The sequence below is a fragment of the Actinosynnema sp. ALI-1.44 genome (assembly GCF_001984155.1).
Classification (GTDB): domain Bacteria; phylum Actinomycetota; class Actinomycetes; order Mycobacteriales; family Pseudonocardiaceae; genus Kibdelosporangium.
This window is the reverse complement of sequence record NZ_MTQO01000026.1, coordinates 34,857-47,895: the sequence shown is the minus strand read 5'-3', so window position 1 is coordinate 47,895 and position 13,039 is coordinate 34,857. Positions and strand designations below refer to the sequence as shown.

Below are 13,039 nucleotides of genomic sequence, written 5' to 3'. Positions count from 1 at the left end.
GCGGTCAGCGGTCGCGGACCTGGCCGTCGGCGACGGCGACGTGCCGGTTGGTCGACACGGCGTCCAGCATCCGCCGGTCGTGCGTGACCAGCAGCAACGTCCCCGGGTACGTCGACAGCGCGGACTCCAGCTGCTCGATCGCGGGCAGGTCGAGGTGGTTGGTCGGCTCGTCGAGCACGAGCAGGTTCACGCCCTTGGCCTGCAGCAACGCCAGCGCGGCCCGGGTCCGCTCGCCCGGGGACAACGACCGGGCCGGACGGGTCACGTGCGCGGCCTTCAGCCCGAACTTCGCCAGCAGGGTCCGCACGTCCGCCGGTGTCCACTCCGGGATGGCCGCGTTGAACGCGTCCAGCAGCTTCTCGTCCCCGTCGAACAGGCCGCGTGCCTGGTCCACCTCGCCGACGACCACACCCGGCCCGAGCGACGCGGTGCCCTCGTCCAGCGGCACCCGGCCGAGCAACGCGCCGAGCAGCGTCGACTTGCCCGACCCGTTGGCGCCGGTGATGGCGACCCGGTCGGCCCAGTCGATCTGCAGGTCGACCGGCCCGAGGGTGAACGAGCCGTGCCGCACCACGGCGCCGTGCAGGGTGGCCACCACGGCGCCCGACCGCGGCGCCGCCGCGATGGTCATCCGCAGTTCCCACTCCTTGCGCGGCTCCTCGACCACGTCGAGCCGCTCGATCATGCGCTCGGTCTGCCGGACCTTGGACGCCTGCTTCTCGGTCGCCTCGCTGCGGAACTTGCGGCCGATCTTGTCGTTGTCGGTCGCCTTGCGCCGCGCGTTGCGCACACCTTTGTCCATCCAGGACCGTTGGGACTGCGCACGCGCCTCCAGCGAGGCGACGGTGTTGGCGTACTCGTCGTACTGCTCGCGGACGTGCCTGCGGTCGACTTCCCGTTCTGCCAGGTACGCCGTGTATCCGCCGCCGTAGCTCCGGATCTGCTGCTGCGCCAGGTCGAGTTCTACGACCCTGGTGACCGTGCGGGTGAGGAACTCACGGTCATGGCTGACCACGACCGTGCCCGCGCGCAGGTCCTTGACGAAGTTCTCCAGCCGTTCGAGGCCGTTGAGATCGAGGTCGTTGGTCGGCTCGTCGAGCAGGAAGACGTCGTACCGGCTCAGCAGCAGCGACGCCATGCCGACCCGCGCTGCCTGCCCACCGGACAACGACGTCATCGGCTGGTCGAGGCGCACCGCCAGGCCGAGGTCGGTGACGACGTCCTCGGTGCGTTGCTCCAGGTCCGCGCCGCCGAGCGCGAGCCAGCGCTCCAGGCTGTCGGCGTAGGCGTCGTCCACGCCGGGCTGGTCGCTGCCCAGCGCCGCCGCGGCGGCGTCCATCTTCGACTGGGCCCGCGCCACACCGGTCCGTCTGCCGAGGAACTCGCGCACGGTCTCCCCAGGCCGGCGTTCCGGCTCCTGCGGCAGGTGCCCGACGTTCGCGGTCGCCGGGCTGAGCCGGACCGATCCCTGTTCGGCGGGGACGAGCCCGGCGAGGGTGCGCAGCAGCGTCGACTTGCCCGCTCCGTTGGCCCCGACGAGGCCGACCACGTCGCCGGGGGCGACGACCAGGTCGAGGCCGGAGAAGAGAACACGGTCGCCGTGGCCTGCGGCGAGATCCTTGGCAACGAGTGTGGCGCCCATCAGGGAGCAATTATGCCCAGTCGCCCGGTCAGCGTGGCGGCCCCTTGACTACGAACTATGTTAGGTACCTTAGTTACTCGCCGGTAGCGAGGCGGTCTGTGCAACGAAGGCCACATTGGTTGCGTTTTCCGCAACGAAGGCCACATTGGTTGCACAACGCGGGTGGATCAGTCCTTGGTGGCGGCCTGCTCGGGGGTTGGCGCGGTGCCGCCGAGGTGCGCGGGCAGCCACCACGGGTCCTCGCCCGGCTTCGGCTTGGCCGGGTAGGCGCGCTGTACCTGGTCGAGCAGTGTGCTCATCCTCGTGCGCAGGTCCTTGGTGAGGGCGTCCTGGTCGTCACCGGGGAGCGGCTGGAACGGTTCGCCTGCCTGGATCAGGATCGGGACGTGCCGCTGGGTGAGATCGCGTGGCCTGCCCTTGGTCCAGAGTCGCTGGGAACCCCACACCGCCATCGGGATCACCGGCACGCCCGCCTCCGCGGCCATCCGCACCGCGCCGGTCTTGATCGCCTTCACCGTGAACGACTGGCTGATGGTCGCCTCGGGGAACACGCCGACCACCTCACCGGCCCGCAACGCCGCCACAGCCTCGCGGTAGGAGCCCTGGCCCGCGGAACGGTCGACGGAGATGTGGTGCATGCCCCGCATCAGCGGTCCGGCGATCCGGTTGGCGAAGATCTCCTTCTTGGCCATGAACCGCGTCTTGCGCCCGGCGGGCAGACTGGCCAGGCCGCAGAAGATGAAGTCGAGGTAGCTCACGTGCGTGCAGGCGACGACCGCGCCGCCGCCCGCCGGGATGTGTTCGGTCCCGCGTACGTCGAGCCTCAGGTCAAGCACCCGGAAGAGGGTTCTGCACGCTGCGATGACGGGCGGGTACACGAGCTCCACGGGTGTCCTCTTCTCGTCGGGAGTTGTCCGTTCCGCACGGCTACCCTCGATCGCATCCTCCCAGTCCCGCTGTCCGGAATGCGAGCTTCTGTGGCGCCGAGCACGTACCGGCTGGTCATCGCACGCCAGTAGCAGTCCGCGATGGCGGACGCTTCTTCGAACGTGCGAACGTGCGAACGTTCGAGTGAAGGGGACTATTTCGCCGAACGCATCACCGCCAGGATTGGCATATGCCTCTACCCTCTGAGCCAATCGGCAGCATTCCTCGCCCGAAGTACCTGTTGGACGCGCTGGCGGATTACCAGGCGGGCCGGATCGACCAGGAATCGCTCGACGCCAGCTACGACCGGGCAGTCGCGGAAACCATCGAGCGTTTCGCCGAAGCCGGTTCGCCGGTGATCATGGACGGTGAGCAGTCGAAGCCGAGTTTTGTCGGATACCCGTTGCAGGGGCTGACCGCGCTCGAACCGGACGGAGTCGTCATTCCGTTCGCGGACGGGCACACCCGGCAGTTGCCGCGGCTGAGCGGCGGGCCGTTTCGCTACGGTGTTCGAGCGGCATCCTATCTCGCCAAAGCGAAAACACTCACCGACCACCCGGTCAAGCAGGCGGTGATCGCGCCGTCCGCGATGAGCCTGCTCTATCCGGCCGACGGTATCGACGGCTACTCGCGTGACGAGTTCATCGCCGATCTCGTCAACGAGGCCGAGGCTGACATCAGGGCGTGCCTGGACGCGGGCGCCGATTCCGTTCAGCTCGATTTCACCGAAGGGCGGCTGGCCATCAAGCTGGACCCGTCCAAGGGGGTACTCCGCGATTTCATCGCGTTGAACAATGTCGTGCTCGATCGCTTCTCGGAGGCGGAGCGGGCGAAGCTCGGTGTGCACACGTGCCCCGGCGGTGACCAGGATTCCGTGCACAGCCTCGACGTCGACTACGCGGAGCTGCTGCCGGACCTGTTCCAGCTGCACGCGGGTACTTTCTACATCCAACTCGCCAGCGAACCCGACCGGGCGCGGGTGCTGCGGCTCATCGCCGAGCATTCCTCGCCGCACCAGCGGATCTTCATCGGCGTGACCGACCCCATCGACCCGAGGGTGGAAACCGCCGAGGAAGTGCGCGACCGCGTGCTGGAGGCGGCGCGGTACATCCCACCGGACCGGCTGGGGACCTGTGACGACTGCGGCTTCTCGCCGTTCGGGGACGACGTCTCCACGTCACGGGAGACCGCGTTCGCGAAGATCGCGGCGCGGATCGAGGGCACCAGGCTGGCGTCCGAACAGCTCGGCTGACACCCGGCGACCCGGGCGCGATCAGCGTCCGGGCCGCTTAGCGCACGCGCGCCCACCCGGCGCTACGTGCCCACCGGGTTGTCGGTGCAGTGGTCGTGCAGGCTCTGGCCCGCGGTGATCCACGAGCCGATCCGCCTCGCCGCCGTCATGCTCGCCCAGGACGTCAGCTCCACAAGGGACCTGTCGTCCGGCCGGATCGCGCGGAACTGGGCGACGGTCGTGGTGTCCAGTTGGAACGACGCCATCGCAGTCAGCAAGGCCAGCCGACCGGCGGCGCGGTCACCAGCCGGTAGGTCGGCCACCGCGTCGCTGACCCAGGTGCGGCTCATGCCCGGTGGGTCACCGATCCAGTCGGCGAGCATGCGGGAGACCAACGAGCGCACCGAGTCCGGTACCGAGCGGGCTCCGGCCGCGTCGATGGCCGTGGTGGCGCGGGCGAACGCGTCCGCCACGCGCGGGTTGTCCCGTGCCCATGCCAGATCGGCGGGCAGTGGCGCTTCGGGCAGGAGGTCCAGTGCCGTCCCAGGTCTGTGCAGGCCGCGGGTGGCCGCCCGCATCAGCCTGCCGAGCGTGCGCAACGCCGTCCCGCGGGCGACCGGGGGAACCAGGCGCGGCAACGGCGAGTCCGGCAGGAAGATGTTGACCATCCGGTTGATGTAGTGAAACGCAAGCACGACGCCGATCAATTCGGGTCCGTGCGACGCGGGAAACGGCGGGCAACACGGCGTCGTAGTCGCGGGCGCCGTGCGGCGGGCCCAGTCCGCGAGCGCACGGACACGCAGATCCTTCTCCGGGTCGTCGGCGTCCTCGGCGACGAATGCCTCCAGCGTCATGCTGTGCACGTTGACGCAATAGGAACAGACGTTGCAGAGCGATACCGCAGTGGCGACGGCTTCCTTGGTGTCACGGTCGGTTCGGTCGGTGACCACGAGCGATTCCCGCAACATGACCCAGCACGCGGCCATCACGTCGGGAGCGGGGGAGTGCAGTGCGACAGGCGGGGCCAGTAGCCCGAAATCGCTTTCGACTTGCCGGTACACCGACGCGGCGAGAGCGTTGTCCCCGCTCGGCGGGGCGGGGGACACGTGGTCGATTCCGGCCAGTGATTTGCGGAGCGCCGCCCTGAGCAGAATTCCGCCCATGTTTCACCCCACTGAGCCGAACGACCGCCTCGACACTAACTCATGCCAGTTCGTCGAAGCAACTGACCCCGTGTGATCGTTTCGACGAAAAACATCTGCCCGAAGTCGTGTGTGAACCACGTGATCAACACATTCGTGCCGGGTCCGTCCCGAGTTCCACGTTGTTCCCATGAATTGGACACGGGCCATTGTGTGCGGCGGACCGCTCGAGCGGCCGTACCGTAATGGCATATGCGGTACCGGCCAATACCGCCAACGCCAGGGTCGTGGCCACCACGCGCAGTGCGACGGAGGCGAGCCCCGGGCCCGTGGGACGGCACACCGTGAACCAGGACAGCCCGGTCAGCGCGAACACGATCGCGGTGTGCAGCAGCGACTCCGAGGCTTCCCGGGGCGGCCACGCCCGTCCGAAGGCGACGAACGCCGTCACGGCTGCCGCCGTGACGATCCACGGCGCGGCCATTCTCCCGAAGGCGACGACCCGCGCCTTGCGCTCGTCCCTGCCCAGGATGAGCCACAGCGGCGCGGCGGCAAGGGCCAGCAGCAGAACGACGACCTGAGGCGGCAGCGCCAGCCCCGCGGACAGCATCAACTCGAGCACGATGGCGCCGACGGCCGACGCCGCGATTGTCGCGGTCGCGGCGCGGCCGGGTTCGGGGACGAAACCCCGCAGCACGGCGAATCCGGCGATCGCCGGAACCGCCGCGAGCAAGGCGACTCGCAGGATCAGCGGGCCGATGCTCACCGGGACGGTGAGCACGTGGTCATGTCCTTGGTACGCCGTCAAAGCAGGGGAGATCACGGAGAACGGCGTTTCGTGTCAGGTGGTCGCCATCGCGCACGAACACCGCATCTCGGCGCGCTCGGACTCGTTGGGGCGCAGGTGGTAGACCATCGCCACCACCATGGGCACGAACACGATGGCGTTATAGAACAGATGTAGCTCCACCCGTGGGAACAGCAGTTGGGCGATGCTCGTCGGCACGGGCATGCCGAGCAGGTTCGACTTGGTGATCGCCTGCAGGAGCAGCAACAGGTGCTCGAAGTGGTGCCACACCTGGATCCACATCGCGATGTTCCACCACGTCCGCGCCCTGCCGGTGAAACCCTTGCGCAGCAGCACCAATCCGATGAGCATCACGATGGCGTAGCCGTAGTGCAGCCATTCGGACGTCACCAGCCAGGGGATCCACAGGCCGAGCACGCCGCCTGCCTGGGGGCGCGGCCAATCCAGTGCGTAGATCTGGAACGCCTGGACGAGGTGTTCGGCCCAGTGTGCCAGCACGACGAACGTGAACAGAGCCAATGCCATCCGGTGGCCGGAAGTGTTGAGCCTGCTGAGCAACCCCGGGGCCGGGGTGGGGGTGTGGTGGACGTGTGCTGTCATCCTGCGACTCCTGTCGTCATAGGTGTGACGTGGCGCCGACGGGTACGGGTGCGCCGTAGTCGACCGCGACCCCCGCGTTCCCTTGCCGCGCGGACGATTCCGTTCCGTCGGTGCTGAAGGTACCGGGCTGTTGCCGCGGTTCGTGTCGGTCATCCGGGGCGGATGCCGGGGAATCGGCCCGCTTCGGCAGGCGGCCGGTCACCCGGTGTTCGGAGGGTGATTGGCTTGTCACCGTGTGCTTGCACGCCTGGTGGCGCCCTGCTAACGTGCGTAATCGGTGAGACTGGGGCTTCGTCAAGGATCGCCGGGGGGTTTCTCAGTCGCGTTGCCGGGTCTCCGGGGGGTTCAGTGGACGAACTGATCGAGGAAGCGGTCGGTCGTGTCATAGACGCGATGCACGAGAACCTGGGCGAGCAGATGACGCTCGACGACATGGCCAGAACCGCGATGTTCAGCAAGTTCCACTTCTCCCGGATCTTCCAGCGGGCCACCGGTATCTCACCGGGGCGATTCCTGTCGGCGATGCGGCTGCAGGAAGCGAAAAGGCTGCTGCTGGCCACTTCCCTCAGCGTCACCGAAATCAGCCACCGCGTCGGCTACCAGAGCGTCGGCACCTTCAGTTCGCGGTTTCGCGGCAGTGTCGGCATTTCGCCGAGCACCTACCGGCGGCTCGGCGGACTGACCCCGCAGGTGTGCGGATCCCCCCGCCGCAGGCACCTGACGCCGATCAGACCCGCGACGCTGCGCGGGCAGGTCACCGCGCCGCACGTGCCCGCGGGCCTCGGCTCGATCTTCGTCGGCATGTTCCCCGACCGGCTGCCGCAGGGCCGACCGGTGCGGTGCACGGTCCTGAACCGGCCGGGACAGTACGAACTCAACGATGTCCCACTGGGAACCTGGTACCTCCTCGGCTGTTCGGCCGCCGCCGACCGCGATCCGCTGATCCCGAGCCCGCGTGAATCCGGTACGGGACTGTTCATCGGGGCGTGCGGGCCGATCACGATCCGCCCGGAAACCCGGATCAGCCCGGCCGACCTGCGGATGCGGCCGATGAACCGGCTCGACCCGCCGGTGCTGCTGAGCCTGGTCGGACTGCCGGAGCAGGCGGACGGCAGGCACGTCGTGTCCACGCGGTACGGCCAGGAGTGGGCCGGGCTGGGGCGAGAGCCAGTTCGAACCTCGCCGCCGGCCGCCCGGCAGTCGAGAAAGCGCACCTGCTCGTAGGGTTCTGGTCGGCATCGCCTGTCTTCCAGTGTTTTCAGTTCCGGGTTTCCGGTCGCGGTGTCAACTCCACGGCGCGGTCGGGTACCAGGGGATGATGTCCCTGCGCGCGAGCATCCGTACGTCCCAGTAGAGGAACGTGAACACGCCCGCGACGATCAACGACGCCGCGACGACCACCGTGAGCCTGCGCGGGTCGTTGGTCAGCCAGCGCCGTAACCGCTCGCCGGTCACCAGCGTCAGCACGAGGAACAGCACCACCATGATGACGATGTTGCCCAACGACTGCAGGCAGAACGCGGCGATCCCGTACAGCGGGTTGTGGCTTTCAGCCGCGTCCCGGAACATCTGCCGGAACAACGGGAACGGGCGGCCGATCAGGAAGGCGCCGATCAACGCGCCCATGAACACCATGGGAGCGTTGGGGAATCGGCGGGTGACGCGGCGGAACGGATCACGAACGTAGCCGAGGGCGGCCAAGCCCAGGTAGAGCATGACCAAGCCGATCAGCCCGAACACGACCAGTGACTGCACCGAACGCGCGGACAGCACGCCGGGCGGGACCGCCGCGGTGTCGAACTGCGGCATCCGTGTGCCGACGACGCCGACGACGAAGCCGTACACCGCCGACACCACGAGCATGCCGACGGCCAGCCAGCCCAACGGTTTCAGTGTGTGGGCCACGCGTCGCCACCGGCTGCCCGTCGAACCGAGCAGCGGGGCGACCGCACCGAAGGCCGCGATGTTGCAGGCGGTGAACGTACCCGCCAGGCCGGAGACGAAGGCGAACAGGATCCCGGCGGCGATCCCGGTGATCGGTGTCTGCTTGGCGTCGTGGCCCAGCAGGGTGTTGGCCACGGAGTCGCCGATCGTGGAGTCCACGAACTCGGCTGACCAGATCACCGTCAGCGCAAAGCCCGCCACCGCGCTGAGCAGTAGGACGAGACCGCGCCTGCGCGGGAAGTGCCCGGAGACGAGACTCGACGTGGCTTCGGGTTGAAGTGCTTGTGTCGGAACGGAACGCGTCACCAAGTTCTCCCGGAATGCGAGTGCGGAAGCGATGACCTCCGTGCGGAAGGCGACTACCCGGCCAGTGCCCGGTACCGACCGGGCCTGAATTCGAGCGCCTCGCACAACGAACGAATGCGGTGCAGGATGGTGTGTGGCGTCAGGACATCCGTGTCGAACGTATTACGTGTCCGCGCAGTCGTGCACCCGTCGCAGGGGGAGCGTCTGGGTGCCATGTTTCCCAGCATAGTCACCGTTGCCCGGTTTCCCGTGATGCACGGTGAAATTGCTGAATCTCTTCAATATTGCTCTTTCGGCCACCACGATCGGACTAATTCGGTCGCCGGTCTCACCCGAATAGTGGTACAGCGCGTCCCTGTTCCGCCACTGCCACCCCGCGAGCAACTCGGTGCTCAGCTGTGTCTACTTTAGACGTTCCGTCGCCCGGCACGTACGGTTCGGATCTGGCACCGAGCCGTACGGGCCGGACGTCCTGCACGGGCACGGAAGGCCCGGTCCCCGCTGGGGGTCAGGAACCGGGCCGGGCCTCGCCGTTCCGGGAGCGCGTGTAGTGCAGCACCACGGTGCCCGTCTTGTGCGTCTGCACCGCGGCCAGGTCGAGGTCGACCCCGGTGTGGATCAGCGGCCTGCCCGCCGGGATGGTGGACGGGTTCACGTGCAGGTGGTAGTCGTCGATCAGGTCCGCTTCGGCGAACGAGTTCAGCACGTCGATCCCGCCGAAGATCACCAGGTTCTTGCCGTCCTGCTCCTTGATGGGCTTGATCTGCTCGACGCCGCCGAGGATCTCGGTACGCGGCCACGCCGGGTCGGCTTCAGCCAGCGTGGACGAGACGACGTACTTCTGCACGTCCCTGAACCACCTGGCATGCCTGGCCAGGTCGGTGTCCGACGCGTCCTCGGCCGCCTCCGGCCAGAAGCCGAGGAAGTCCTCGTACATCTTCCTGCCCAGCACCACGGCGTCGCACGTCTGGTGGATCCAGTGGGTGAACTCCCACGTCTGCGCCGAGATCCTGACCCACTCCATCCGGTCACCGGGATCGGTGCCGAAGCCGTTCAAGGTCTGCTGCATGGAAACGATGAGATTACGCATGGTGTCCTTCCTGGCCGGTTGGTGGTACGTGCCGTAGCAGTGCGGTGATCAGGACCGCGGCGACGAGGATGACCACGACGCAGATCACCGCGAACGTGGTCATCCCGCTGGTGAACGACGCCTTCGCCGCTTCCGTCAGCTGGCTGCCGACGTTCGCGGGCAGGTCACCGGCGACCGTCAGCGCACTGGCCACGTTCTCCCGTGCGGCGCCGAGCGCCGCGGTGTCCACTCCGGACGGAGCGGAGTCGTTGAGGTGCGCGACGTACACCGCCGCGCCGATGCTGCCCATGACCGCGACACCGAGCGAGGCGCCCGCCTCGTTGGCGACCTGCGTCATCGACGAGGACTGACCGGCCTTCTCCGGCGGCGCCGACCCGACCACGAGGTTCGTGCCCAGCGTCAGCAGCGGCGCCTCACCCAGTCCCATGATCGCGAAGCCGATGATCAGCACGGCCGGACTGGAGTTCGGTTCGAGCCGGCTGAACCACGCGAACACGACGGCGACACAGACCAGACCGCCCGAGATGAGGTAGGCGGGCCGGATCTTCTGCCCGACGACGGGCGTCACGGTCGCGGCGACGGTGGCCACCGCCATACCCGGCAACAGGCACAGCGCGGCCGTCAACGGCGACATGCCGGACACCGACTGCAGGAACTGGGTGATGAAGAACATGCTCGACGCGCCGATGAGCGCGTACAGCACCAATCCGCCCAGCATCGTGCTGAAGGACCGGTTGCCGAACAGCTTCAGGTCCATGAACGGGTTGGTCTGGTGCAGTTGGCGCCGGACGAACACCACGGCGAGCGCGATGCCCACGAGCCCGATGACGATCGGCACGACGTCGTCCCAGCCGTGGCGGGCGACCTCCTTGAGACCGTAGATGAACGCGATCATCGCGACGACCGACAGCAGGGCGCTCACCAGGTCCAGCCTGCCCGCGCTCGCGTCCTTGAACTCCGGCACCAGGACCGGCAGCAGCACGAACAGCAGCACCATCACCGGGATGCCGACCAGGAACACCGAGCCCCACCAGAAGCTCGCCAGCATCAGGCCGCCGACGACCGGGCCGAGGATCGCGCCGAGCGTGAACCCGCCCGCCCAGACGCCGATGGCCTGGCCCATCTGCCTGGGGTCGGGGAACATGGTGATGATCAGCGACAGTGTGGACGGTGCCAGCGTCGCACCCGCGACGCCGAGCAGCGCTCGGGCGGCGATCAACATCTCCGCGCTGGTGGAGTACGCGCACAGCGCCGACGCGACCGCGAAACAAGCGGTACCGATCATCAGCAGCTTGCGCCTGCCGATCCGGTCACCGAGCGTTCCCATCGTGATCAGGAAGCCACCGACCATGAAGCCGTAGACATCTATGATCCACAGCTGCTGGACGGTGCTCGGCCGCAGGTCCGCCGTGATCTCGGGCAGGGCGAGCAGCAGCACGAACATGTCGAACGTGATCATCAAGGTAGCCAGGGACAGGGCCAGCACGCCGGCCCATTCCCGGCGACCGGCCCTGGGCGGGGCCTGATCGGTAGTCACCCTGCGTCCTCCGGTTTCGCGTGTGGGGGTGGGTCCTACTCACACGACGAGCGAAGGGACGGCGATTCAACAACGGCCTTCGAGCGGTTTTCGGATTACGCCGAACGGGTTAAGATCGGGGTGAGTTCCCGGCCTGTGCCACACTGGCCGACGACTCAGTCGACTCATTCGCGCACGTCCCCTGGACTGACCCCAAGGACAAAGGCAGGATCGCCCGGATGCCGCAGTACGCGTTTCTGATCTACGAGAACGAGATCCCGATCGAGGACATCCCGGCGGACGTCATGGCGGCCAACCTCGCGGCGCCGGAGAAGATCGAGGCGATGGGCGCGCGGATCGTCTCCGAGTACCCGATGCAGCCGGGCAGCACCGCCACCACACTGCAGAAGGGCGGCGCGATCACCGACGGCCCGTTCATCGAGGGCAAGGAGACCATCGCGGGCTTCTTCGTGGTCGAGTGCCGCGACCTCGACCAGGCGATCGCGATCGGCAAGCTGCTGCCGATCATGGACGGCGGGATCGAGATCCGGCCGCTGCACGAGATGTGACCGCACATCCGGGTGTCGTCCAGCGCGCCGTGGCCGACGCGCATCGACGGGAGTGGGCCGCTGTGCTCGCCGCGACGGTGCGTGTCGCAGGCGATCTGGACCTGGCCGAAGAATGCGTGCAGGACGCCTACGTCTCCGCGCTCAACGCGTGGACCACGAGTGGTGTCCCGGCGAACCCGGGCGCGTGGCTGGTCACCACGGCACGCCGCAACGCGCTGGACGTGTTGCGCCGTGCCCAGGTCTTCCGGACCAAGATGCCGCTGCTGGCCGAGGACGACGTCGACGAGGTGAGCTTCACCGGCGGGTCGGTCGTCCGCGACGACACGCTGCGGCTGGTTTTCATGTGCTGCCACCCGGCGCTGAGCACGGACGCCAGGATCGCGCTCACCCTGCGCCTGGTGTGCGGCGTGGCGACGCCGGACATCGCGCAGGCGTTCCTCGTGCCGGAGGCCACCGTGGCCGCCCGGATCACCAGGGCCAAGAAGAAGATCGTGGCGGCGAGCATCTCGTTCCGGGTGCCGGAGGCCACCGAGTTGCCTGACCGGCTGGACGCCGTGCTGACCGTGATCCACCTGCTGTTCACCACCGGCCACACCGCGCCGTCGGGTGACACGCTCACCCGTGCTGACCTGGCCGAGCGTGCCGTGGACCTCGGCCGGATGCTGCACGGGCTGATGCCCGACGAGCGCGAGGTGCGCGGCTTGTTGGCGTTGCTGCTGGTGAACCACGCTCGCCGGGCCACGCGCACGGATCCCGACGGGCGGCTGTTGCTGCTGGAGGACCAGGACCGGTCGCAATGGGACCAGGCGGCCATCGCGGAGGGACACCAGTTGGTCGTCGCCGCGCTGCGCGGTGGTCGTCCCGGGCGTTTCTCGTTGCAGGCGGCGATAGCGGCTGTGCACGCCACGGCGCCGTCCTACGAGGACACGGACTGGAACGAGATCCTGGTCCTGTACGACGAACTCCTGCGCGTCTGGCCGTCACCGGTCGTGGCGCTCAACCGGACGGTGGCAGTGGCCATGGTGGACGGTCCCGGCGTGGCCCTGCGGGAAGTCGAGAAGCTCGAACGGGACAAGTTGCTGACGGGCTACCGCTACACGGCCGCGATCAAGGCCGATTTCCTGCGCAGGCTCGGACGGCACACCGAAGCCGCGGCCGCGTACCGCAACGCCATGGAACTGGCGGACAACGAGGCGGAACGGGCGTTTCTCGCGATGCGGATCAAGGAGTCCGCAGGAGAACCCTCGTGAGGTCGTGCTGGTCG

12 protein-coding genes are annotated in these 13,039 nt (G+C 68.0%); 4 read left to right on the top strand and 8 right to left on the bottom strand.

Features of this window, described 5'->3' with window-relative positions; genetic code table 11:
* Positions 1-4: 4 nt before the first annotated feature.
* Together abc-f and ALI144C_RS03135 are read right to left on the bottom strand one after the other, a co-directional pair.
* On the bottom strand, positions 5-1,642 hold the full coding sequence (gene abc-f / locus ALI144C_RS03140; RefSeq protein WP_076985464.1) for a ribosomal protection-like ABC-F family protein: 1,638 nt from the start codon (positions 1,640-1,642) through the stop codon (positions 5-7).
* A 167-nt stretch (positions 1,643-1,809) separates the two neighbouring features.
* The gene (locus tag ALI144C_RS03135; protein WP_083752667.1) at positions 1,810-2,520 is read right to left on the bottom strand and encodes a lysophospholipid acyltransferase family protein; all 711 of its coding nucleotides are present in this window, start codon (positions 2,518-2,520) and stop codon (positions 1,810-1,812) included.
* A 239-nt stretch (positions 2,521-2,759) separates the two neighbouring features.
* Here ALI144C_RS03135 and ALI144C_RS03130 point away from each other — a divergent pair, with 239 nt between their 5' ends.
* Positions 2,760-3,821, top strand: a complete 1,062-nt coding sequence (locus ALI144C_RS03130) for a cobalamin-independent methionine synthase II family protein (RefSeq protein WP_076985462.1) — start codon at positions 2,760-2,762, stop codon at positions 3,819-3,821.
* 62 nt (positions 3,822-3,883) lie between these two features.
* On the opposite strand, the gene ALI144C_RS03125 is transcribed toward ALI144C_RS03130, so the two are convergent.
* The 3 genes from ALI144C_RS03125 to ALI144C_RS03115 form a co-directional block, all read right to left on the bottom strand.
* Positions 3,884-4,963 carry a hypothetical protein gene (locus ALI144C_RS03125; protein WP_076985461.1) on the bottom strand — a complete coding sequence of 360 codons (1,080 nt, stop codon included), beginning with the start codon at positions 4,961-4,963 and terminating at the stop codon, positions 3,884-3,886.
* A 124-nt stretch (positions 4,964-5,087) separates the two neighbouring features.
* Positions 5,088-5,723 carry a DUF6239 family natural product biosynthesis protein gene (locus ALI144C_RS03120; RefSeq protein ID WP_076985460.1) on the bottom strand — a complete coding sequence of 212 codons (636 nt, stop codon included), beginning with the start codon at positions 5,721-5,723 and terminating at the stop codon, positions 5,088-5,090.
* Between the two features lie 60 nt (positions 5,724-5,783).
* The gene (locus tag ALI144C_RS03115) at positions 5,784-6,350 is read right to left on the bottom strand and encodes a hypothetical protein (protein WP_076985459.1); all 567 of its coding nucleotides are present in this window, start codon (positions 6,348-6,350) and stop codon (positions 5,784-5,786) included.
* Between the two features lie 348 nt (positions 6,351-6,698).
* Between ALI144C_RS03115 and ALI144C_RS03110 the strand changes: the two genes are divergently transcribed.
* On the top strand, positions 6,699-7,574 hold the full coding sequence (locus ALI144C_RS03110; RefSeq protein WP_076985458.1) for a helix-turn-helix domain-containing protein: 876 nt from the start codon (positions 6,699-6,701) through the stop codon (positions 7,572-7,574).
* Between the two features lie 60 nt (positions 7,575-7,634).
* On the opposite strand, the gene ALI144C_RS03105 is transcribed toward ALI144C_RS03110, so the two are convergent.
* From ALI144C_RS03105 to ALI144C_RS03095, 3 genes are all read right to left on the bottom strand, one after another.
* Positions 7,635-8,600, bottom strand: coding sequence for a hypothetical protein (locus ALI144C_RS03105; protein ID WP_076985457.1), 966 nt, complete (start codon positions 8,598-8,600; stop codon positions 7,635-7,637).
* Positions 8,601-9,108: 508 nt separating this feature from the next.
* Positions 9,109-9,690 (bottom strand): dihydrofolate reductase family protein, encoded by a 582-nt coding sequence (locus ALI144C_RS03100; RefSeq protein WP_083752659.1) that lies wholly within the window; start codon positions 9,688-9,690, stop codon positions 9,109-9,111.
* Positions 9,683-11,227, bottom strand: a complete 1,545-nt coding sequence (locus tag ALI144C_RS03095; RefSeq protein ID WP_076985455.1) for an MFS transporter — start codon at positions 11,225-11,227, stop codon at positions 9,683-9,685. The genes ALI144C_RS03100 and ALI144C_RS03095 overlap by 8 nt, the downstream gene beginning before the upstream one ends.
* A 218-nt stretch (positions 11,228-11,445) precedes the next feature.
* On the opposite strand from ALI144C_RS03095, the gene ALI144C_RS03090 reads away from it, so the two are divergent.
* Together ALI144C_RS03090 and ALI144C_RS03085 are read left to right on the top strand one after the other, a co-directional pair.
* Positions 11,446-11,775 (top strand): YciI family protein, encoded by a 330-nt coding sequence (locus tag ALI144C_RS03090; protein ID WP_076985454.1) that lies wholly within the window; start codon positions 11,446-11,448, stop codon positions 11,773-11,775.
* Entirely contained in the window at positions 11,772-13,025 is a 1,254-nt protein-coding gene (locus ALI144C_RS03085) for an RNA polymerase sigma factor (protein WP_202818838.1), read from the top strand. Before ALI144C_RS03090 ends, ALI144C_RS03085 begins: the two co-directional genes overlap by 4 nt.
* The last annotated feature ends 14 nt before the right edge of the window (positions 13,026-13,039 follow it).

Bases quoted from the DNA above. Each gene is read 5' to 3' on its own strand.
- ALI144C_RS03100 (WP_083752659.1), bottom strand. From the start codon at position 9,690: ATGCGTAATCTCATCGTTTCCATGCAGCAGACCTTGAACGGCTTCGGC.
- ALI144C_RS03125 (WP_076985461.1), bottom strand. From the start codon at position 4,963: ATGGGCGGAATTCTGCTCAGGGCGGCGCTCCGCAAATCACTGGCCGGA.
- abc-f (WP_076985464.1), bottom strand. From the start codon at position 1,642: ATGGGCGCCACACTCGTTGCCAAGGATCTCGCCGCAGGCCACGGCGAC.
- ALI144C_RS03130 (WP_076985462.1), top strand. From the start codon at position 2,760: ATGCCTCTACCCTCTGAGCCAATCGGCAGCATTCCTCGCCCGAAGTAC.
- ALI144C_RS03115 (WP_076985459.1), bottom strand. From the start codon at position 6,350: ATGACAGCACACGTCCACCACACCCCCACCCCGGCCCCGGGGTTGCTC.
- ALI144C_RS03090 (WP_076985454.1), top strand. From the start codon at position 11,446: ATGCCGCAGTACGCGTTTCTGATCTACGAGAACGAGATCCCGATCGAG.